Source organism: Mycobacterium sp. (assembly GCF_965229265.1).
Classification (GTDB): domain Bacteria; phylum Actinomycetota; class Actinomycetes; order Mycobacteriales; family Mycobacteriaceae; genus Mycobacterium.
In genome coordinates this window covers 127,166-148,675 of record NZ_CBDDIY010000013.1, presented here as the reverse complement: position 1 = coordinate 148,675, position 21,510 = coordinate 127,166, and the positions used below count along the sequence as shown (strand labels likewise).

The following is a 21,510-nucleotide window of genomic DNA, read 5'->3' as shown; positions in this document are numbered from 1 at the left end:
GACGATGATCTGGCGGACACGCTGCACACCAGAAAGTCACTGCACGGCGGCGACCCGGCGAAATGCTCGTTCCAGCACCGCCCTGAGTAGGTCCTCCGGATGATCGCCGAGTGCCCAGAGCGCCGGCCCGACCGATGTCGCCGAGTACACCGCGAAGCGCTGGTCCAGATTGGGACGGGGACCGTAGATGACCTCGATGAGGGTATCGAGCACCTGGGCTCCACCGACTGCGGTGCGCATGGCATCGCGGAATGCGGCTTGCTGAGACATGATGCGTGCGAATTGGCGGCGCGAGAGGAATAAATCGGCCAAACCGGTCACCAGGATGTCCGTGCGTTGAGGTCCGAGGGGTTCGGCGCGGGCGCGATCCAAGAGCGCGGACAGCGCCGTCCGGACCGGCTCGGCGAGATCATGCAGGATCTCCTGCTTCCCCCGGTAGTGGTAATACACCGCCGGCTTGGTCATCCCAATCTCGTCGGCGATATCTTGTAACGACGTTGTCTCATAGCCATTTTCGGCGAACAAGGTCAGTGCCACGCTGACGATGCGAGCGCGTGTCTGGCGCACGCGTTCGGCGCGAGTCTGGGGCTCAGGGTCGCGCGGGGTCACGGGTTCACTTTACGACTGTTAGACGGATCACATATCCAGGGCGCGCTGGACATTTCATTTAACGACCGTAAAGTGAAGCTGGAGATCACCCGACCGGGAGGACCCGATGCTCGATGAAGTCGGTGGCGTCAGCGCCACCCCAACAACACCCGGCCAGCGGAATCCGCTCATCTGGATCACGTTGGGCACCATGAGTGGTCCGATCCCGAGCGCCGTGCGGCACCAGCCCGCCAATGTGCTGTACGACGGCGTGGAGGCGATCGTGGTCGATTGCGGGGACGGTGCCGTGGATCAGCTGTGCAAGGCGGGAATTCCCCTGCTGGCGGTGAACGCCGTGATCCTCAGTCACCTGCACGTCGACCACACCGCAGGCCTGTACGGGCTGGTGGGCCGCAGACTGCAGGCGCGTATCCCAGGCGCGATCACCATCTACGGTCCACCTGGCACGCTGCGCGTCGTCAACGCGATCCGGTCTTCATTCGACTTCGCCCCGGGGCTGATGTCACAGGTGCCGGGCTTTGCAGGTCACCTCGATCCGGAGATCACCGTCGTCGAGATCACCGATGGCTCACAGATCACGCTGAACAGCCTGCACGTGACCGCTGCAACGAACACGCACTACAGCTACCCGGAAGGAAGTCCGGAAGCGACACGCTACCAGTCACTTTCGTTACGGTTCGATACACCGACCCGCAGTATCGTCTACACCGGCGACACCGGGCCCAGCGAGAAAGTCGAGCGATTGGCCCGCGGAGCGGACGTGCTGGTGAGCGAGATCACCGACCCGCGATATGTCACCGCGCGGCTATCGCGCACGCTGCCCATCCCGCGCGCGGCACTTGCGGCGATCGAGCTGCGTTTCGAACGCGAACATCTGACCGCCGACGAGGTGGGACGATTGGCGAGCCAAGCTCAGGTGAAATCACTTGTCATCACGCACAATCCCCTCACTGAAGAGAACATGAGCAATGCCCGTGACGCCATCGAGTCGCACTTCGCCGGCCCGATCGTGTTCGCCAACGACCTGGATGCCTACTGATTCAGAGGAGTATTCGCACCATGACGTCGAAGTACCTCGAGTGGCAGGACCACCCGGACATCTTTGTGCCGCATCACTACTCAGAACAGATCGTTGACCTCGGCGAGATCAGAATGAACTACGCCACGGCGGGCGACGGGAACAACCCCGCAATCCTGCTGATTCCAGGTCAGACCGAATCCTGGTGGGGCTACGAGACTGCTATGCGACTACTCTCGCGGCGGTACCACGTCTACGCCGTCGACTTGCGCGGACAAGGGCGGTCGACCTGGACGCCCGGCCGATACAGCCTCGACCTTTTCGGTTCCGACCTCGTTCGCTTCATCGACCGAGTGATCGCGCGCCCAGTGGTGGTCAGCGGACTGTCCTCGGGCGGAGTGATCGCTGCATGGCTATCTGCCTACGCCGCGCCAGACCAGATCCGCGCGGCCGTATTCGAAGACGCGCCGCTCTTCGCCTCTGAGTTCAATCCAGCAGTGGGGCAGTCTATTCGCCAGTCGGCCGGGCCACTGTTCGAGCTGTTCTACAAGTGGCTGGGGGCGCAATGGAGTATCGCCGATGTCGACGGCATGCGAAAAGGGCGGGGTGCCGAACTACCCGCATGGATGCCGGCCGCTGACAACGGGGTCCCGCAGAATCTGCGCGAGTACGACCCGGAGTGGGGACACGCATTCGCGACCGGGGCGGTGGCCCAGAACTGCGACCACGAAACCATGCTGGCCCACGTGAAGGTGCCTGTTCTGTTGACCCACCACTTCCGTATGCATGATCCGGTGACCGGGAATCTGATCGGCGCAATTTCCGAGCAGCAGGTCCACCATGTGCAGCGCCTTGTCGAGCTGACTGGAAATTCCTTCACCTACCGCAGCTTTTCGCAGATGCCGCATTCGATGCACGATCACCAACCGCAGACCTATGTCGATACGGTCACCGCCTGGCTGGACACCTTGTCATCGTGAGGAGAGCCTCGAACGTTCGCGACCACCTTCACCACGCCCGAACCCAGTTCGCCGCGGTCGTCACATCGCCGCGGTCGTCGCTGATCGACTTGGTTGGTGGTTGGCATGGCCTCGCGGATGCACTGGGCCCGCACGCCCTCTTTCTTCTCGTCTATGTGGCCACCGAGCAGATCGGTCAGTCGGCGGGTTCCGCACTTGCTATGGCGTTGGCCCTGAGCGTGATTCGACTGGTCAAGCGCGAGCCGTTGTATGCCGCAATGGCTGGCGCGGTGCTGGTCGGATTGTCCGCGCTGGCGGCCGTCAGCACGGGCGATGGCACGGATTTCTACCTCTTGGAGATCGTGCGCACGTCGGTGCTGAGCGTCGTCCTCGTCACGTCGCTTCTGGTACGCCGCCCGCTTCTCGGGGTCCTCGTCGGGCGGTTGATTGCCGGCCCGGGCTGGTACTGCGATCGCGTCCAACTGCGGGCCTATGACCTGTGCACCGTGATCTGGGCCGCCGCCGTCATCCTGCGCAGCGCCGTCAAGATCCCTTTCTATGTCGATGACAATGTGGTGGGGCTGGGTATCGCCAGCATGGTGATGGGTGTGCCCTTGCTGGTGCTGACCACCTATGTGCAACTGCGGATCCTGCGAGGCGCGTACTCGCGGTAGCCAAGCGCCGGCCACGCGCGTACCAGTCGGCAACCGAGATTTCCGCCGCCCCTGATGCAGGCATACGTCGCGCGGCGACCGTGTCTGCCGGATTGGCCGATCCGCGCTGACCCGTCATCAGGCCCGATTGATCACATGGGTCGTGGTGGTCGGGGCGGGAACTGCCGCCATGGCGTTGGCGGCGGCCGACGGGATCCGGCACTCGCGGCGGCGCAGCAGACGGTCTGGTCACCGGCCGCCAAGATGATCCACCGTGTGCGGCGGATCGGGCTGGAAGCCCTGTTGCGCATGCCGGCCGCGGAGGTCCCCGGCTTCTTCGAGCAGTTCTTCGCATTGCCGGAGACTCACCGCTGGGCGTACTTCACCGCCCGCGACGACGTCGGTGGCACCCTGGCGGCGATGGCCGGCCTGTTCCGCGAGTCGGATTGGCACCTACGCCGCCGGCTGGCCCTGCCGGCGCTCATGCGCCCGCTGCGCACCAACGGCGACCGCTACCGCCAACCTGACAACGGGCGTTGCCAGATGGCCGAGCCCGCGATAGCGTCGATCAATGACGGTGACTGGCCAGCGTCGAGAGATCCTCCTCGAGGACGTCGACTTCAATCGGCGCGATCATCCCGACCGCCCGCTGCGGCCCATTCCGCCCGGCCGGGACTATTTCGCCGACCAGTGGCGCCGGATGCGCGAGTTCATGTTCGGCGAGTGGATCGACATCGACAAGGAGGTCGAGCCCAGCGAGCTCACGCGCCTGCGTGACGACTACTTCTGGCAGCGCGACGAACTCATGATCGGCGTGGTGGAGGCATTCGAGCGTCTCGGTCATGAACAGGGCCGGGCACTGTTCGAGCAAGCTCTCACCCAAGGCATCGACACCCTGGCGGATCCCCCGCAAGAGTTCGTCGACCTGTTCGAGCACCTGGATCAGCTCCCTACGCAGTTCGACCTGGTCGCCGCCGAACGCGGCCGGATGCTGGCGATGTCAGCCACGTGGGCCGCCACCACGATCATTCGCTCGTGGGCGTTCTACGAGACCGCGATGACCGGCGACATCTCCGCAGCCACCGGCGCCACGGGCCGTTTCGCCGACGACGGCCCACGCCGCTTCATCGAAACCGCCAGGGTATTCGCCGAATTCACGCTGCCCGACATCTTCGACCGGCACTCCGACGCCTTCCAGGATGTCGTGCGGGTGCGGTTGATGCACGCGTTGGCCAGTCGTGGGCTGCGGCGCAAGTGGGGTGACGACGTCTACCTCAAGTTCGGCGAACCCATTCCCGTGACGTCGCTGCTCGGTTTCGGCAGCGGCATGCTGCTCGGCCGTCTCGTCGACCATGCTTTCGGCCGCAAGCTGACTCACCAGGAACTCGAGGATCTCGCCGAGTATTCGTCGTTCTCGGGCCGGCTGTGGGGAGCACCCGAACTGCTCTACTCGCCGACCGGTATTGAGCTGATCAAGTCGTTGAACTACGTTCTGGCCAGGGGCGGCAATCCTTCTCCCTGGCGGGCCCAACTGGTCGACGCCATTGCCGGCCCCGGTCACCTGACCACCCTGACCGACGCGCTTCCCGGCTGGGTCCGGAAACTGGTGGCCCGGCACGTCAACCAGCTCACCGCCAGCATCGCCCTCGCCCCGGCCGGTGTGGTCTTCGGGTACCAGCAGATCGAGGCTATGGTGGCGGGCACGCTCTTTGAGGCGCTGGGCTACAACTTCGAGCGCCGGGCGCGCTACTTCGCGCACCTCACCCGGCTCAACGTGGGCATCGCCATGGTGGCCGACAGCCTGCCGTGGTCCAACCCGATCCGTGAGAGTAGGAAGAAGAGCGGTGCGGCCGCCCGTGAGCGAGTTGCCATGCTGGACAAGATCGCCCGCGGCAAACACATCCCGACCACCTACACCCACCACGACCGCTCGACGGCGGGGGAGGGCTTCACCGGCTAGCCCGAGGTTGCAGGCCAGTGCGGCCCGCCGTGGACCCCCGGAGGGCGTCCGTGCCGAGGTCCTGCATCCGGCCGAGTTCGCAGTGCTCACCCCCTCCGGTGGACATGAAGGCATCGACCGTAGCTACGGGGCTCTGGGACGATAGGTGAACGAACGTCTGATCAGCCACCAGGGCCCGATCCGCGAACACTACATCGGTGCCGCACCCGCAGCTCCGACAACGTTCACCGCCACGGAGATTTGTTGGCCGATCTTCAGCACCGCCGCGCCGCCAGATTGACGGCAGTCCTCGGCCAGCTCATTCCTCGGAACCGGGGCATGGCTGAATCCCGGGCTGCGTGAACCTGCCGGCGCGAGCGATCGAATCAAGTTTTCCCGCCCTGATTGAATCGTCGAAATGCGCCGAACCCCATGGGCTTTCCCCTGGTCATGGTGAGCCAGTCCATCGCATCCAACTCGGGTTCGGCTCTGCCCCAACTGCGGAACACCCAGCAGGTCAGACGCCAGCCGGTTGCACCGCGTTTGAAGGTGGATTCGTCGATGTCGGCAGGATTGCCGGTGCGGGTCAGGTTGGTCAGGTAGTCCAACGCGAACCGGGCTTCAACCGGATTATCGCTCTCGAATAGGTCTTGGAGTTGACGGGGACGCGGCATCAGCGGCTGTCCTTCGTCTCGCCGGTCCTGGCAGGCTTCTTCCGGTGCTTGCCCGTCAAGCGTGTCAGCTTGGCGGCCAGGGCCAGGCCTTTAGCGGCCCGCTCCTCCGACATGGTGCTGTTTGTCACGAAGACGCCCGCGACTACTGCTCCGATGATCGCTGGAGCGACGAAATAGCCGAAAATCCCCAGCAGGTACTCGCCGACGCCGAAACCGCGGCGCTGTGGGTCGGTAGGTGAGATGTGTTGAGTGATCACGTCGTACGCGATCGCGGCGTCCTGATGTACCGTCACCCACACGAATAGGCCAGCACCTACGGCCACAAAAAGGCCCACCCAGGCAGTAAGAATCATTGTGGCCCAGGTGAAATGGGTCAGTAGTCGGATGAGGGCGCCACCCTCGATGCGCTCACCCGTCTGCGGTGCCCAGCCAGCGGCTGCCCGCACCTCGGCCGCCGTCGGTGAGGCGGCTCCAGCTGGAGCCGGCTTCTCTTCGTGTTCAACACCGTTTGAGGTGGCGGCAGTTCCGCCGTGAACGTCATCCGACGGGTCGCCCTCAGCGGTGAAGGCCTCGCCGTTCATCACCGCCGGGCCCACGCAACAACCCCAGTGGATTCAGCCCGCGCAGCTTTTCAGTAAGACCGCGATGCGATCGGTCCGACTCTTGGTCATACCCAGCCGGCGGCCGTCCGACCAGCGTCGCCAGCTCCGCGGCGATAGCCTGGGCCCGCTCGTAACGCTCCAGCGTGTACGTCGGCTGGCCGTCATATCTATCCAATTGGCCTGAGACCAGCTCAGTGGCGGCGTCCAGCGCTTCATCGGGCGCCCACGGATAGATCCGCCCAAGCTCCCGCCGCATAACCTGCAGGTCCGTGTCCGGTAAGCCAGACATAACCCCAGCCTACCTGCAACAGTTTCGGATGCGTACACCAAGTTGAGCCCGAGTCCAAGTGAGCTGCCGCCCGGCGGTACGTCCTGGTCCGGTGACGGCAACTAACAGCCACCACGAACGCACGTTCAGGGACTCCCATCCGTGCGACCCGGCCCCGAGGGATCCCCTGGGCGTCCGTATCCCATCCGCACTCTGGGTGTCGCCACATGTCACAGGACAGCCGCGCTGGCCCACCCTGCTGAATCCCTCGCCCACGCCAGTGCAGGGTTGCTGGCGCTGTCCTGGCCTTTGCTGGTATTCCTGACTAAGCAGGTCTGGAGGGGGATGGGATGTCGCTTCGGGTCAATGTTGAGGATCTGGCCGCGGCCGGCGTCGCGGTCAGCGGCCACGGCGAGCACATGGCGATCGAGCACGCTGCGGCCGCGAGCCGGATCGACGCGGCGCAGGTGGGCTGGCAGGGGCTCTCGGCAGCGGCGATGACGGTCCTGTCCGAGCGGTGGCTGGCCACCACCAATGCCCAGCTCGAGCGGTTGCGTGATCATGCCCAGGGTCTGCACGCCAGCGCCCAAGGGTTCGCGGAGATGGAGCAACGCAACAGCCACGAGCTCGAGGAACCGGCACGGGCCGCGAACACGATCGCGGCCCACACCGCCATGTGACACCGTGGTCCTCACCGTCCTCGATATCGAGCGTTGGAACCCCGGTGACGTCCGGGAGGTTTTCCACGCCGCGACCAGTCGTGCACAGGCGAACTTCGACGCCGCCGACGGATTGGCGACGTTGCCGGGCTTCGAGACGTGGGGTGGTCAGGCGGCCGCAGCGGCGGAGGAGGCGATCGGGCAGACCCGCAAGGATCTCGACGCCCACGGTAACGAGGCGCTCGCTGTGGCCAATGCGGCCCGCAGCGCCGCGGACAACATCGAACGGATCAGAAGCGAATTGGCCACCCTGAAGGCTGACGCTGAATCGTTGGGTATGGAGATCGATCCGGTGACCAATACCGTGCTGCCCGGTCCTAAGGTCCGCAACCCGATGGAGGCCGAACTCAAACAAGCCCAGTTGCAGCCACGCCTGGACAAGATCGTCGCCGAAGCCAACCTCGTCGACATGGCGCTGGCCAACGCGATCAACATGGCCAGCGGCAAGACCGCCATCCCCCCGTCGGGTCCCCATCCCGAGATTCCCGATCGGCCGCCACCGGATGACCCCAAGCAGTTCACCGACTACTGGCGAAGCCTGTCCAGGGAACAGAAGGACTACCTCTACAGCCGCGACCACAACATCGGAAATCACCCGGGCATGCCGGCGGGCGATCCCGATCATCCCGGCGCCGACCACTACAACCAGCTCAACCTGGCGGATCAGCTGACCAACGCTCAGGCCGCGCAGGCTCAGGTCGACGCGCTCAAGGCACAACACCCCGATTGGGCCAGCGGGCAGAACGTTCCTGAGCCCAACAAGCCGGGTGCCATCTTCGATGACCGGCTCAAATACGAACAGTGGCAACGCCAGTACGACACCGCGCTGAGCGGTGCCAGGTACCTGCCGGATCTGACCGAGGTCAAGAAGGCCGTCTCGGCGGGCTCGGACCGCAAGTTGATGCTCCTTGACACCCAGAGCGGCAGCCAGGCTCGGGCTGCCATCGCGGTGGGCGACCCGGACTCGGCCACGCACGTCTCAGTGACAGCCCCGGGGTTGAATACCACCGTTCACGGTGCCATCGGGGGAATGACCTCTGAAGCGACGGATCTGCAGCGGCAAGCTCTCAAACAGCTGAGTCAGATTCCAGGACATGAACACGACACCGTGAGCGCTATCGCCTGGATCGGATATGACCCGCCGCAGATTCCCGGCGGTGGCGACATCGGCGCATCGCTGGCCGGGGGCTACGACGTCAGCCACGACACCGTCGCCCGCGCCGGCGCCCACGACCTGTCACGCTTCTACGACGGCATCACCGCCGCCCATCACGGCCCACTCGACTTGACCGCGATCGGGCACTCCTATGGCTCGTTGACGACCGGCCTGGCGCTGCAAGAACCGGGCGATCATGGTGTGGACAACGCGATCTTCTACGGCTCTCCCGGCATCGAAGCGACCACGCCGCAACAGCTGGGGCTCCAGCCTGGGCAGGTATTCACCATGGAAACCCCCGACGATCCCATCCAATGGGTCTACGACGGCCCCAAGATCGCTCACTCGGCGGCACCGCTGCTACCACCCCCGTTCAATACCCTGGCCGAATCCGGCCTCGGTGCCGCCGATCTGACCGGTGCGGGGGATTTCGGTCCTAACCCAGCAACAAATCCGAACTTCACCCATATGGAAACCGGGGCGGCGAGCATCCCCGACGGATACGGAGGAACCGTGAATCTCGATGCTGCCCATGGCCATAGCGACTATCCTCGGGCCGGCACCACGGTGGGGCCCGACGGTCGCACGGTCCCGCGGACGACGGTCTACAACATCGCGGCTGTGATAGCGGGCCTTGACCAGAACGTCATACGACAGAAGTGAACCCCCTATGACCAAGCGATATCGTCGATCCCGGCTCGCAGTGGCTGCGTCGGTAACGGCGTTCGCCCTGACGGCGACAGGATGTCACGTGGCAAAGCCCTACGAACCAACCCCAACCACCGATGCCGCGAAGGCTGCCGCTGATTTGACGGCCTTGCCGTCGCTGGAGGATACCCAGGCCCAGGTGCAGGCGGCAGTCAGCGAGATCTCCTCCGCGGTAACGGCTCTCATCCCGACAGCTCGCTTCGAAGACCTGCACGGCGGGGCATCCGATCAATGCCAGCAGCCATACGAGCAGAGCGGTGGCAAACGTTACTACCTGCCCGATCGGGTTGCTGCGAATATCGCTGTGTCAGAGGGCGACTGGGCCAAGATTCTGGAAGTGGCCAAAGCCGCCACCGCCAAGATCAACGCTACCGACATGCAGACGATGCAGGACCAGCCCGGCCGCCACGATGTCGGCTTCTACGGCCCGGCCGGGCTCTCCGTGACAGTCGGTTATCAGGGCAATCTCGCGATCTCTGGCTATACGGGTTGCCGCTTGCCTCGCGCTGGCGGCTGACTCAGCCGGCCGCGGCGCCCCGACCGCGCATGTTCCGGTTATGTCATCAACATGCCGTGCATCAACTGCCACGATGGAGCGTATGGACGTCTTGGTGGTCGGGGCCGGGCCTGCCGGCATGGCGCTGGCCGCGGCGTGCAGCCAGCGCGGCCTGAAGGTCGGCCTGCTGGACCCGAACCCGGACCGGCCGTGGGTGGCGACCTACGGGATGTGGAGCGCCGAACTGCCTGCCGATCTGCCGGCCTCGGTCGTCGCGGCCAGGGCGGCCGGCCGGGCGATCGCACTGACCGAACATCGTCTGGGCTGGGACTACGTCGTCCTCGACATCGACGCGCTGCGCGGCCACCTCGCCGAGCAGTTCACCGGGGTGACCGTGCACGCGGGTCGTGCCGTCGGGTCGCCGGAGCCGGGCGTGGTGGCGATGGCCGACGGGTCGACACTGCGGGCCTCGGTCGTCGTCGACGCCGCGGGCCGGTGGCGCCCCCTGGATCCGGCCCCGGCGCGCGCAGTGCCCGCCGAACAAACCGCCTACGGTGTGATCCTCGACGAGCACGCCGTGACGCCGCTCGTCGCGCCCGGTGAGGCACTGTTCATGGACTGGCGCGCCGACCACGGCGAGCCCGGCTGGCCAACGTTCCTCTACGTCGTCCCCCTTGGTGAGGGCCGGGTGCTCGTGGAAGAGACCTCACTGGCGCGCCGGCCCGGGCTGCCGCTGGCCACCCTGCGCCGGCGGCTCCACGCGCGGCTAGACCACCACGACATCGCCCCTCCGAAAGATGCCCTCACGGAAAAGGTTTCGTTCCGCGTCGACCATCCGCGACACTCGGGAAGCGACGTGCTCGGGTTTGGCGCCGCCGCACCGCTGATCCACCCGGCCACGGGATTCAGTGTCGCCGCCTCGCTCCAACTCGCCCCTCGGGTGGCCGACGCGATTGCCGCACACCTGCCCGCCGGCCCGGACCGTGCGCTCGCCGCCGGCCAGGCCACCGTCTGGTCACCTGCGGCGAAAGCGATCCACCGCATCCGCCGGATCGGGCTGGAGGCGTTACTGCGCATGCCCGAGGACGAGGTCCCCGGCTTCTTCGAACAGTTCTTCTCGTTGCCCGACGCCCATCGCTGGGCCTACCTCACCGGCCGCGACGACGCTGGCGGCACCGTCGCGGCGATGGCCAGGCTCTTCCGGGAGTCGGACTGGCGCATGCGGCGACACCTGGTCCTGCCCGCCCTGATGCGACCGCTGCGCGCCAATGATGACGGCGCCCCGCCTGCGAATTGAGCGCCGTCGTTGATGAGCTTGTGCTGCATCCCGACTCGGCTCGTTACCGAGTGAGTCGGGTCGTCGAACGCCAGTCGAGCTCGCCTCGTGGGCGCGCTCCTGATTCGGGAGGGCAACCGCGAGCGGGCAGGTTAGGCTGCCCCAGAGTTCCGTAACGATTAGCTGAGGGTGATCTCGATGAGTCAAACGACAGACGCAGCTACTGCGTTTCCTGCCCACGATCCCGCCGGCTGGCGGCAGCTGCCCTCATCCTTCACCCCGCTGGATCCGGCACGGGTCTCGGCGCTCATGGCCAAGGAATGGGAACGCTACAGCGCCACGACCACCGGCTCCGCCGACCACGCGGCGCGGTCCAGCAAGACCTTGCCGTTGGGGGTGACCAGCAGTTTCCAGTACTGGGATCCGTATCCGATGAGCATCAAGTCCGCCCGCGGCGCCTACGTCACCGACTGTGACGACCGCCAGGTGCTGGACCTGTCGATGGGCTTCGGGGCGATGCTCGTCGGCCATCTGAACCCGACGGTGGTCGCTAAGGTCAAGCAAAGTCTGGACGACATCGGCACGTTGTTCGTGACCCCGTCACCGGTCTCGACCGACGTCGCCGAGAAGTTCAAGCAGCGCTTCGGTCTGGACATGTTGAGGTTCACCAACTCTGGCACCGAGTCGACCATGTACGCGGTGCGCACGGCACGGGCCTATACCGGACGCAAGGCCATCATCAAGATCGAGGGCGGCTACCACGGCGGCTACGACGGGCTCTCGGTGTCGGTCAAGCCGGACCTCGCCGACGTCGGCCCCGCGGACAACCCGATCCCGCAGGTGCCCTTCGATGTCGAGCCCGGTGTGGTGCACACGGTGGCCTACAACGATCTCGGCCAGATGGAACGGATGCTGGCCACCCATGGCAAGGATGTCGCCTGTGTGGTCATGGAGCCGGTCATCGAGAACCTCGGCATCGTGTTGCCCGACGCCGGCTACATCGCCGGCGTTCGTGCACTGTGCGACGCCCACCACGTGCTCCTGATCTTCGATGAGGTCAAGACCGGCCTGACCGCCGGCGCCCACGGCGCCGCCGCGCGCCTTGGCGTCAAACCGGACCTCATCACGTTGGCCAAGTCCATCGGCGGCGGTCTGCCGCTGGCGGCATTCGGCGGCACGGCCGAAGTCATGCAGGTCGTCGTCGACAATCGGATGGCCCACTTCGGCACCTACAACGGCAACCCGCTATGTATGGCCGCGGCCGCCGCCGTCGATGAGATCGCCACCCCGCAGGCGTTGGCTGCGGCCGAGCAGATCAACGACAACGCCATGGAGGCCATGGACGCCATCATTCGTGAGTACGAGCTGCCTGCTCACACCGTCGGCTTCGGCGTCAAGGGCGCCATCACCTGGTCACCGACCCCCATCCGCAACTACCGCGACTACAAACTGAGCACCGACTTCGAGGTCGCTGAGTTGGGCTGGCTGTGGGGCATCAACCGTGGCGTGTTGACCCCGCCGGGCATGGACGATCAGTGGCTGGTGTCGCTGGCTCACACCGATGCCGACATGGGCAAGTGGGTCGGCGCCTTCGGGGAACTGGCCAAGGCGTTGCGCGCATGATCCTCCAGCGTCGGGCGGCTGTAACGCGCATCACCTTCCCGGCGATATTGACGGCATGAACAAAATGACTGCAGCGATCCTGCTGAGCGCGGCCGCCCTGTCGGCGCTTCCCGCGGCGATCGCCCCGGTAGCCCAGGCCGAAATCTGTGGCGACGTCGGCGGCCGGCACGTGACCGTCGGGGGTTGCACCCCGGGTTTCGCCGGTGACGCCGTCGACGCGGCGGTGGGAGTCGGAGTGGCTGACGCAGTGGCAGGTGACTGGGTTCGCTACGGGTTCCCCGAGAGCTACGCGTACTCGCTGGTCCCGTCGTTCCCCGGCGAGGCGCCCTGCATCTCCCCGACCGGCCTGCCGTACTACACGCCCGGCGCGGAGCCCTGCTACCTGCCGTAGCCCCTGGCGCGAGCTGACGGCTCGTTGACGACGGGCTTGTCGGCGGCGCCGGCCGCAATCACGATGGGGGAGAGTCACCGATCGCCGCCGCCATCGCGGCGATGTCGTCGGGGCGGACCCGGCAGCAGCCGCCGACGATCCGGGCGCCGGCCTCGACCCACGCGCTGGCCAGGTCGGTATCCAAGCCCGGCGAACCGATCCACGCGCGGTTCGCCCCGTCCCACACCTCGCCGCTGTTGGGGTAGACGATCACCGGCTTTCCGGTCACCCGGCGCGCGGTGGCCACGGCTTCCAGGACGTCACCAGGTGCGCTGCAGTTGACGCCGACAGCGACGATCTCGGGCACGTCGGTGGCGACGGCGAACGCCTCCTCGAGCGGCTGCCCGGCCCGGGTCCGGTCACCGGCGATGGTGTAGCTCAGCCAGGCCGGAACCTGGAGTTCGTGGACCAACCCCACGAGTGCTTCGGCTTCGTCGCTGTCGGGAACCGTCTCCAGCGCCAGGACGTCCGGATCGCCGCTGATGAGCACCTCCAGTCGGGGCCGGTGCCACGCGGTCAGCTCGGCGATGCTGAGCCCGTAGCGGCCGACGTATTCCTCACCGTTGGCGAGCATCGCACCGTAGGGCCCGACCGAGGCCGCGACCCATCCGGAAGGAGCCGACGAGTCGCGTGCTGTCCGGGCCAGTTCGATGCTGAGACGCAGCAGTCGTTCGGCGGCGGCACGGTCGATGCCGCGATGGGCGAAGCCTTCGAAGGAAGCCTGGTAGCTGGCCGTCGTCGCGAACTGCGCCCCGGCGCGGAAAAACGACTCGTGCACCGCGACGATCTCAGCAGGAGCTTCGGCGAGCAACCGCGCTGACCACAGGTCGTCGGACAGGTCGTGACCGCGGGCGTCGAGTTCGGTGGCCAGGCCGCCGTCGCTGATCAACACACCGTCAGCGGGCACGGTGAAACCCGAAGTTGCCATAGGCACACCGTAGGGGAGCCGGCGACCCCAATAGGCTCACGCAATGAGCACCGCACCGAACAATCAACCCGTCGTCGTGGGTATCGACGGATCGGACACCGCGCTCGGCAGCGCCCGGTGGGCGGCAGAGTTCGCCACCAAGCAGGGTCTCGAGCTGACGCTGCTGCATGCGGTCCCACAGCTGGACTGGCATTTCGCCCGGGTCGAGGTGCCCGCCGAACTTGAGCGCGGCGCCAGCGCGGATGCGGTGCTCGCCGCGGCGGAGAAGGCGGTGGCCTCCACACATCCGGATCTCGTGGTCCGCACAGCCACCGTGAAGGGTGCGGTCGCGACCGCCTTGGCGGAGGCCTCGGAATCCGCCCGGCTTCTGGTGGTGGGCACGGGCGCGGCCGACCATCGCGCGCTGGGCGGACACGTCGTGAGAATTGCGCACCGGGCCCACTGCCCGGTCGTGGTCTGGCGTCCACCGGTTGCCAAGCGGACCGGCAAGCCACTGCCCGTCGTCGTCGGCGTCGACGAATCCGAGGAGTCGTCGCGTGCGCTCGCGCAGGCATTCGACATCGCCCGCACGCTGCATGCACCACTGACCGTGGTGCACATGTGGGAGATCGACGCGGCGGTCGGCATGGGTGATCTCGGCGGCCAGGGCTACATGGATTGGCCGTTGCTCGAGGTGCTGCAGACCCAGCAGCGCCAACGGATGGACGAGCTTGTCGAACCGCTGGCGAAGAAGTACCCGAACGCCCACGCTACCGAGGTCTTTCAGGACGTCAGCCCCGCGAAGGGGCTGACCGATCTGTCGCGGGAGGCCCAGCTGGTGGTCGTCGGCAGTCATGGCCGCGGCCGCCTGGCCACCTCGCTGCTCGGCTCGGTCAGCCAGAACCTCATCCACCACGCCGAATGCCCGGTGTTGGTGGTCCGGTAGCCCATTGGCCGGCGTCATCAGCCCTCGGTTGGACAACCCCGACGCCGCTTCCGTAACCTTTCCGAGACCTAAGGCATACGGGCCGGCAGTTCGGCGAAGAAGACGTCGACGGCAGTCAAAGGATGCGCAGTCGTGAAGTTCCTACCGCTTTGTGCGGCGAGATCGGGCGTGAGCAGGACGTCGGTCGCCGTGATCGCGATCCTGACGGCCCTGATGATGGTGTGGAGCGGTACCGCCTTCGCCGACCCCGCGCAGGACGAACTGGCGAAGCTCGACGCGCTGACCAAGCAGGCGCAGCAGCTGATGGAAAGCGTCCAGGCCGCCGAACTCGATTTCGAGAAGAAGCTGCAGCTGCAAAGCGACGCCGAGAGCAGGCACGCCGAGGATCTGGCCAATCTCGATGCCACCAAGGTGCAGCTGGCCGCCTACCAAGGCCGGGTCGACACGGCGGCGGCTGCGGTCTATGTGGCCGGGCGCACCGACAGCATCGGCGCGTTCCTGGCCGCCGCGTCGCCGAAGAGCCTGATCGACGAACTCGCCTTTCAACGAGCGATCGCCGACGAGATGGCCGGGCAGCTGCGCGTCTTCCGCGAGACCAAGCGGCAGGCCGAGACCGTCGAGGCGGCGTCGGCCGAATCCGCGGTGGCCGCCCAAGCGGCCGCCGACGCGGCTGCCGCGCTGCGAACGAACCTGCAGAAGGTGCAATCGCAGCTGGAGACCCAGGTCAGATTGGTCAAGGCGGCCTACTCCACGCTGCCCGCCGCCCAACAGGCTTTGTTGGGCCCCGGCGGGGCGGTCCCCACGGTCGGGATGGGTGGTCTGGTTCCCAACGCGCGAACCCTCGCCGCCTACATCATCGCCACCTATCCCGGCGTCCAGACCATCGGCGGGGTGCGCCCGGATCCCCTTCCCGACCATCCCAGCGGTCATGCCATCGACATCATGATCGGCTCGGACATGACCCTTGGCGACACCATCAACGCCGACGTTCAAAGCCAGGCGGAACGCTTCGGTGTTCGCTACACGATGTGGCGGGTGGCCAACCACTTCAACCACGTTCACGTCACGGTGTCCTAGGCGACCCGCCCCCGTCCCGGGTGTGCCGACGCTGACTCACCCCCATGACACCTCGCTGATCGCTACGGCTAATGTGTCTGTGCCGGTGAAGAATTGGCGACGCGGTCACGGTTGCCGCGCGGGCCGTGTACAGCGCCGCGCTGCCGGTAGCCGGCGCCTTCGGAGTGCGAGGGCGTTGGGTCGGTCTTATCATCGCTGCAATGACGCAGTCGAAGTACCGCATCGATCCGGTCACCGATCTGCCCTTCGCGCGGGAGTTCATGGCAAGACCGGTCGGTCTGCACAGTCCGGGCCTGCAACGCGTGCTCAATGTTCTGCGGGGTGAACCGCTGGCCGGCAAGTACGTGCTGATCGAGGTGATCCCACACCGGAAATGGCAATTGGCGCGCCTGACCGGGGTGCGCGGTCAAGCAGTGTGCCTGCTGGACCGAACCTTCACCGATCTTCTGACCGCGGAGCGAGCCGTATTCGGACTGCGCTGGAAAGAACATGTCGGCGAAGACCTCGTCCTCGACGACACCCCATGCTGACGCTCACCGGCTACAGCGACCTGCTGTACTGCCGGCCCGGCGACACCATCGGCTTCAAGGTCAACTGCGCCGCCGCGCCACAGTACCTCGCCGAGATTGTCCGAATCGTCTGCGGCGACACCAATCCCGACGGACCCGGGGTCAAGGAGACGGTCGTCGACACCCCGGCCAACGGCGTCTACCCGGGCCGGCCACAGGACATCAAAGCCGGCTCGTACGTGGCAGTCCCCGACGCCCCGGCCTTGCAGCTGAGCAGCTTCGCGCTGGCGGCGTATCTCTGGCCTACCACGCCCGACAAGGGTGAACAGGGGCTGATCACCAAGTGGTCGGATTCGGCAGGCTTCGCGTTGCTCATCGACCCATCGGGCTGCGTCGCAGTGAAAGTCGCTGACGGTGAACGGGTTTGCGTCCTGACTACCGCTGTGCCACTGCAGGCTAGGCGCTGGTATCGGATCGGGGCCAGCTTCGACGCCGCCAGCGGTACGGCGACGGTGTTCCAGGTTCCCCTCGAGCCGGTGCCGGGGATCGACGACGCCGCAACTGCCGAAGGCCGACTGGAATGCCAGCCGGGATCGACCACGGCGCCACTGATGTTCGCAGCATTCCCTGGCCCGACGTCGGTCTTCAACGGCAAGATCGACAGCCCGCAACTGTGGTGTGACGTCGGTGGCGATGAGCTGGTGGGCGCGTGGGATTTCAGTGCTGACATGTCGTCGCAGACGGCGGTCGACACGTCAGCCAACCAGCTGCACGGCAGGATCGTGAACTTCCCGGCCCGGGCGATGACCGGATGGAACTGGACCGGCGAGCAGATGGACTTCAAGCAGGATCCCTCGCAGTGGGGGGCGCTGCACTTCCACGACGACGACATCTACGACGCCGGCTGGGACACCGACTTCTCCCTGACCATCCCGTCGACGATGCCCAGCGGTCTCTACGCTGCGCGACTACGTACCGATGACGCTGAGGAATACATCCCGTTCACCGTCGGTCCTGCCCCCGGCAACGAGCAGCGTATCGCCCTGATCCTGCCGACGGCCAGCTACATGGCTTACGGCAACGATCATCTCGGCACCGACGGCGGAAACGGTGAACTGCTCAACAACATCCTCAATGTCTTGACACCGCCGGACCTGTTCCTCAACGAACACTGGGAGTATGGCGGATCGCTCTACGACGAGCACTCCGACGGCAGCGGGATCTGCTACTCGTCGCGGCTGCGTCCGCTGCTGCAGATGCGGCCCAAGGTGCAGTGCCTGCTCGGCGGGTTCGGCGGTTCGAAGCTGTGGCAGTTCAATGCCGACACCCACATCGTGGACTGGTTAGACGCCAGGGGGTTTGGCGTCGACATCTACACCGACGAAGAGCTGCACCGGGTCGGCTCTGCGTTGTTGGAGCCCTATGCCGTGGTGCTGACCGGGTCCCATCCCGAATACACCTCCACCGAGATGTGGGATGCCGTCCAGACGTACATCAATCGCGGCGGGCGGTTGATGTACCTTGGCGGGGACGGGTTCTACTGGCGCATCGCCTTTCACCCGGAGCATCCCGGCATCATCGAGCTACGCAGGGCCGAAACCGGCGTGCGGGCCTGGGCGGCCAATCCCGGCGAGTACTACCAGGATTTCGACGGTCGCTATGGCGGACTGTGGCTGCGGCAGGGTCGCGCGCCGCAGAAGCTGGTCGGCGTCGGATTCTCCTGCCAGGGTTTCGATGTGTCGTCGTACTACCGACGGCAACCGGACAGCTTCGCGCCGGAGGTGGCGTTCGTCTTCGACGGGGTGGGTGCTGAGGAGTTGATCGGCGATTTCGGGTTGATCGGCGGCGGTGCGGCGGGCCTCGAACTCGACCGTGCGGCAGCGGAACTCGGGACGCCGCCGAACGCGTACGTTCTGGCCTCCTCCGAACGCCACACCAACGCCTACTACCTGGTTCCGGAGGAGTTCCTGGAGACCGGACCGGCCCTTGGTGCTGACGAAAATCCCAATGCACGAGCCGATCTGGTGTTCTTCGAGACTCCAGAGGCGGGCGCGGTATTCTCCGTGGGTTCCATCGCGTGGGCAGGAAGCCTGTCGGACAACGACTACGACAACAACGTCTCGCGCATCACCGAGAACGTGCTTCGCCGGTTTCTTGACCCGCGCCCATTCCGCTGACCGAACCGGGTGACACCGAGGGCCATCCCGAGCTGATCAACGTGGTGAGGTTGTTCGCCCAGGCTTCGTCCAGCGGGGCGTCGTGCCGAATGATGATGCGGAAGATTGCGCTGCCGACGACGACTTCGGCGAGCAGGGGTAGGTCGCCATCGTCCCCACCGGCGTGGGGCTGTTGGTCCAGACGGGTCCGGAAGGTGTCCAGACTGCCGGCGAATCGCGAGATCATTCTGCTGTGGACATCTGGATCGGCCACGGTGTCGGCGATCAATGCCGGCAGGGCGAGCCGGACCTCGGGGCGATCGAACATGGCGCGCGTCGCCTCTACCAGGGCGCGGATGTCCTCAGCGATGTCACCAGAAGCGCTGGGCATGGCCATGACTTCGGCCGGCAGTATCGCTTCGTGAACGAGCTGCGCCTTGCCCGACCAACGCCGGTAGATCGCAGCGGTGGTGGTTCCGGCGCGCGCCGCGATGGCCGACAACGACAGCGCCGAGTAACCCGTCTCGAGCAGTAGATCGCGGGTGGCTTGGATGATCGCGGCATCGATCTTTCCGTCGCGAGGTCGACCCGCAGGGGACCGGGCAGGTCCCTTGTCATCTTCGGGCCGATCTGTTCTCATGATTCCAATATAACTCGCATCGTATCGTTATTGGAGAGCCCGTTGATCCTGAGTCCGCTCGACGAGTACCCGATCCACCAGGCGCCCGTGCCGATCAGCGCTCCGGCCACCTCGGATCGCAACTTTTACGACCGCTCGTACTTCAACGTGCTTGATCGCGACGGACGTTTCATGGCGCTGACCGGGATCGGCTATTACCCACGGCTGGGGGTCAAGGACGCCTACCTGCTGATCCGCCGCGGAGACACTCAGACCGCCGTTCGATTCAGTGACGCGATCGACGGGGACCGACTCCATCAGAACGTCAACGGGTACCGTCTCGATGTCGTTGAGCCCCTGCAGGAACTGCACCTGACCGTCGCCGAGACCGAGGGCATCTCGGTCGATCTGCGGTGGCGCGGCTTGTTCCCCGCAGCCCTGGAGCATCCGCATCAGATGAACTCGGAGCGCCGAGTCACGTTGCAGGCGTGCCGGTTTGCCCAGCTGGGCACCTGGGAGGGTTGGATCGACGTCGACGGCGACCGCCTGGATGTCGACACCACCACCTCAGTGGGTAGCCGCGACCGATCCTGGGGCATCCGGCCCATCGGCGAACCCGAGCCGGCCGGGCGCCCGGACACCGCATTCGGCGGCATGTGGTGGCTGTACCTGCCGCTGGCGTTCGCCGACTACCAGATCTTCCTGATCATCCAGGAGGACCCGGACGGCCATCGCAGCCTCTACGACTGCACCCGCCGTTGGCCCGACGGCAGGGTCGAACAGCTCGACGGCGTGCGCGCCACGATCCACTACACGCCCGGCACCCGCATTCCCTACGGTGCGCATATCGAGATGCTGACCCGGTCCGGAAGTCGATTGCAGCTCGACGTCGAGTCGAAGCTGTTTGCGCCCATCGCCTTTGGCTCCGGTTACGGTGGCGACTCCACGTGGGCGCACGGCACGTGGAAGGGTGGACCGTCGGCCGAACGCGTCTCCTACGATCTGACCGACCCCGATGTTCTGGCCCGAGCCCCCTTCAGCCTGATCGACCATGTCGGCCGGGCGGTCTGCACCGAGCCCGACGGCAGCACGCAGGAGGGCGCGGGGCTGTTCGAGCACGCCATCATCGGCCCGCATCACCCGTCGGGGTTCTCCGACTGGACCAACGTCCAGGAGACGGCGACGCCATGAAGGTCATGACAGCTCTGTTCGGCCCGACCGATGCGGTGGAGCGCGCCGCCGTGCTGCGCGAAGCCGGAGCGTCGGGGGTTTTCACCTTCGAGGGTCCGCGGGAAGTGTTCACTCCGCTGGTCTTGGCATCGACGGTCAAGGGCCTGGACCTGATGACCAACGTCGCGATTGCATTCCCCCGCAATCCGATCCAGCTGGCCCACGAAGCAAATGATCTCCAGGAGATCTCGCAGGGTCGGTTCATCCTCGGGCTGGGCACCCAGATCCGCGCGCAGATCGAGAAACGCTACGGCGCCGAGTTCGACCGCCCGGTGGCGCGGATCAAGGAGATGGTCGGCGCACTGCGGGCGATCTTCGCCGCGTGGAACACCGGCGAGCGCCTCGACTTCCGCGGCGAGTTCTACCGGCACACCTTGATGACGCCGACGTTCAACCCAGGCCCGAACCCGTTCGGCCCGCCGCCGATCTATCTCGGGGCCCTCGGCCCCCAGATGACCCGCGCGACAGCCGAAGTGGCCGACGGGCTGCTGGTGATGCCGTTCGGGTCGAAGCGGTTCCTGCACGAGAAGACGATGCCCAACGTTCGCGCCGGCTTGGCGGCCGCCGGCCGTGACGCCGCCGACTTCGCGGTGGTACCCGAGATAATCGTCTCGGTAGGTGAGGATCACACCTCGACTCGGATGCTGTTGTCGTTCTACGGCTCTACACCCGCCTACCGTCCGGTGCTGGACGCACACGGCTGGGGAGAGCTGCAGCCAGAACTCAACGCCATGTCCAAACAAGGCCGATGGCAGGAGATGGCCACCCTGATCGACGACGAGATGCTGCACACGATCGCCGCGTGTGGCACCCCCGCCGAGGTGGCCGCGCATATCCGGGATCGCGTGGATGGTGTTTCGGACCGGATCTGTCTCTATCAACCGGGGCCCATCGACGCCGAGGCCCTGGCCGAAATCATCGACGCGCTGGGCTGAC

At 66.0% G+C, this 21,510-nt stretch carries 21 protein-coding genes and 1 pseudogene; 17 read left to right on the top strand and 5 right to left on the bottom strand.

Going from position 1 to position 21,510, the window contains the following annotated elements; genetic code table 11:
- Positions 1 to 36: 36 nt before the first annotated feature.
- Positions 37 to 609 (bottom strand): TetR/AcrR family transcriptional regulator, encoded by a 573-nt coding sequence (locus tag ADBZ9K_RS22795; RefSeq protein ID WP_526624543.1) that lies wholly within the window; start codon positions 607 to 609, stop codon positions 37 to 39.
- Positions 610 to 715: 106 nt separating this feature from the next.
- Between ADBZ9K_RS22795 and ADBZ9K_RS22790 the strand changes: the two genes are divergently transcribed.
- From ADBZ9K_RS22790 to ADBZ9K_RS22770, 5 genes and pseudogenes are all read left to right on the top strand, one after another.
- The gene (locus tag ADBZ9K_RS22790; protein ID WP_526624542.1) at positions 716 to 1,648 is read left to right on the top strand and encodes an MBL fold metallo-hydrolase; all 933 of its coding nucleotides are present in this window, start codon (positions 716 to 718) and stop codon (positions 1,646 to 1,648) included.
- Positions 1,649 to 1,668: 20 nt separating this feature from the next.
- Entirely contained in the window at positions 1,669 to 2,607 is a 939-nt protein-coding gene (locus ADBZ9K_RS22785) for an alpha/beta hydrolase (protein ID WP_526624541.1), read from the top strand.
- A complete protein-coding gene (locus ADBZ9K_RS22780; RefSeq protein ID WP_526624540.1) occupies positions 2,604 to 3,260 on the top strand; it encodes a DUF3159 domain-containing protein in 657 nt (218 codons plus the stop codon). Before ADBZ9K_RS22785 ends, ADBZ9K_RS22780 begins: the two co-directional genes overlap by 4 nt.
- A gap of 550 nt (positions 3,261 to 3,810) precedes the next feature.
- The gene (locus tag ADBZ9K_RS22775) at positions 3,811 to 5,199 is read left to right on the top strand and encodes an oxygenase MpaB family protein (RefSeq protein ID WP_526624539.1); all 1,389 of its coding nucleotides are present in this window, start codon (positions 3,811 to 3,813) and stop codon (positions 5,197 to 5,199) included.
- A 34-nt stretch (positions 5,200 to 5,233) separates the two neighbouring features.
- Positions 5,234 to 5,479 (top strand): annotated as a pseudogene (locus ADBZ9K_RS22770) (GyrI-like domain-containing protein); the annotation flags it as partial.
- An 85-nt stretch (positions 5,480 to 5,564) separates the two neighbouring features.
- On the opposite strand, the gene ADBZ9K_RS22765 reads toward ADBZ9K_RS22770, so the two are convergent.
- Positions 5,565 to 5,786 carry a hypothetical protein gene (locus ADBZ9K_RS22765; RefSeq protein ID WP_526624538.1) on the bottom strand — a complete coding sequence of 74 codons (222 nt, stop codon included), beginning with the start codon at positions 5,784 to 5,786 and terminating at the stop codon, positions 5,565 to 5,567.
- 65 nt (positions 5,787 to 5,851) lie between these two features.
- Positions 5,852 to 6,448, bottom strand: a complete 597-nt coding sequence (locus ADBZ9K_RS22760) for a hypothetical protein (protein ID WP_526624537.1) — start codon at positions 6,446 to 6,448, stop codon at positions 5,852 to 5,854.
- A gap of 624 nt (positions 6,449 to 7,072) precedes the next feature.
- Here ADBZ9K_RS22760 and ADBZ9K_RS22755 point away from each other — a divergent pair.
- From ADBZ9K_RS22755 to ADBZ9K_RS22730, 6 genes are all read left to right on the top strand, one after another.
- Entirely contained in the window at positions 7,073 to 7,402 is a 330-nt protein-coding gene (locus tag ADBZ9K_RS22755) for a WXG100 family type VII secretion target (protein WP_526624536.1), read from the top strand.
- A 4-nt stretch (positions 7,403 to 7,406) separates the two neighbouring features.
- Entirely contained in the window at positions 7,407 to 9,260 is a 1,854-nt protein-coding gene (locus tag ADBZ9K_RS22750) for an alpha/beta hydrolase (protein WP_526624535.1), read from the top strand.
- An 88-nt stretch (positions 9,261 to 9,348) separates the two neighbouring features.
- Entirely contained in the window at positions 9,349 to 9,822 is a 474-nt protein-coding gene (locus ADBZ9K_RS22745) for an LppA family lipoprotein (RefSeq protein WP_526624534.1), read from the top strand.
- 82 nt (positions 9,823 to 9,904) lie between these two features.
- Positions 9,905 to 11,098, top strand: a complete 1,194-nt coding sequence (locus ADBZ9K_RS22740; RefSeq protein ID WP_526624533.1) for a lycopene cyclase family protein — start codon at positions 9,905 to 9,907, stop codon at positions 11,096 to 11,098.
- Between the two features lie 177 nt (positions 11,099 to 11,275).
- The gene (locus ADBZ9K_RS22735) at positions 11,276 to 12,700 is read left to right on the top strand and encodes an aspartate aminotransferase family protein (protein ID WP_526624532.1); all 1,425 of its coding nucleotides are present in this window, start codon (positions 11,276 to 11,278) and stop codon (positions 12,698 to 12,700) included.
- A gap of 55 nt (positions 12,701 to 12,755) precedes the next feature.
- On the top strand, positions 12,756 to 13,091 hold the full coding sequence (locus tag ADBZ9K_RS22730; protein ID WP_526624531.1) for a hypothetical protein: 336 nt from the start codon (positions 12,756 to 12,758) through the stop codon (positions 13,089 to 13,091).
- Positions 13,092 to 13,149: 58 nt separating this feature from the next.
- On the opposite strand, the gene mmuM is transcribed toward ADBZ9K_RS22730, so the two are convergent.
- On the bottom strand, positions 13,150 to 14,058 hold the full coding sequence (gene mmuM, locus ADBZ9K_RS22725) for a homocysteine S-methyltransferase (protein WP_526624530.1): 909 nt from the start codon (positions 14,056 to 14,058) through the stop codon (positions 13,150 to 13,152).
- Positions 14,059 to 14,101: 43 nt separating this feature from the next.
- Between mmuM and ADBZ9K_RS22720 the strand changes: the two genes are divergently transcribed.
- The 4 genes from ADBZ9K_RS22720 to ADBZ9K_RS22705 all read left to right on the top strand — a co-directional run bounded on the left by ADBZ9K_RS22720 (position 14,102) and on the right by ADBZ9K_RS22705 (position 18,746).
- Positions 14,102 to 14,983, top strand: coding sequence for a universal stress protein (locus ADBZ9K_RS22720; protein WP_526624529.1), 882 nt, complete (start codon positions 14,102 to 14,104; stop codon positions 14,981 to 14,983).
- A gap of 168 nt (positions 14,984 to 15,151) precedes the next feature.
- A complete protein-coding gene (locus ADBZ9K_RS22715; RefSeq protein WP_526624528.1) occupies positions 15,152 to 16,060 on the top strand; it encodes a coiled-coil domain-containing protein in 909 nt (302 codons plus the stop codon).
- Positions 16,061 to 16,185: 125 nt separating this feature from the next.
- Positions 16,186 to 16,590 carry a N,N-dimethylformamidase alpha subunit family protein gene (locus ADBZ9K_RS22710; RefSeq protein WP_526624526.1) on the top strand — a complete coding sequence of 135 codons (405 nt, stop codon included), beginning with the start codon at positions 16,186 to 16,188 and terminating at the stop codon, positions 16,588 to 16,590.
- Positions 16,584 to 18,746, top strand: a complete 2,163-nt coding sequence (locus ADBZ9K_RS22705; protein ID WP_526624525.1) for a N,N-dimethylformamidase beta subunit family domain-containing protein — start codon at positions 16,584 to 16,586, stop codon at positions 18,744 to 18,746. Before ADBZ9K_RS22710 ends, ADBZ9K_RS22705 begins: the two co-directional genes overlap by 7 nt.
- Here ADBZ9K_RS22705 and ADBZ9K_RS22700 read toward each other — a convergent pair.
- Positions 18,697 to 19,365, bottom strand: coding sequence for a TetR/AcrR family transcriptional regulator (locus tag ADBZ9K_RS22700; RefSeq protein WP_526624523.1), 669 nt, complete (start codon positions 19,363 to 19,365; stop codon positions 18,697 to 18,699). The genes ADBZ9K_RS22705 and ADBZ9K_RS22700 overlap by 50 nt on opposite strands.
- Before the next feature lie 42 nt (positions 19,366 to 19,407).
- Here ADBZ9K_RS22700 and ADBZ9K_RS22695 point away from each other — a divergent pair, with 42 nt between their 5' ends.
- Both ADBZ9K_RS22695 and ADBZ9K_RS22690 read left to right on the top strand, forming a co-directional pair.
- Entirely contained in the window at positions 19,408 to 20,535 is a 1,128-nt protein-coding gene (locus tag ADBZ9K_RS22695) for an Rv3169 family protein (RefSeq protein WP_526624521.1), read from the top strand.
- Positions 20,532 to 21,509 carry a TIGR03617 family F420-dependent LLM class oxidoreductase gene (locus tag ADBZ9K_RS22690; protein WP_526624519.1) on the top strand — a complete coding sequence of 326 codons (978 nt, stop codon included), beginning with the start codon at positions 20,532 to 20,534 and terminating at the stop codon, positions 21,507 to 21,509. The genes ADBZ9K_RS22695 and ADBZ9K_RS22690 overlap by 4 nt, the downstream gene beginning before the upstream one ends.
- The last annotated feature ends 1 nt before the right edge of the window (position 21,510 follow it).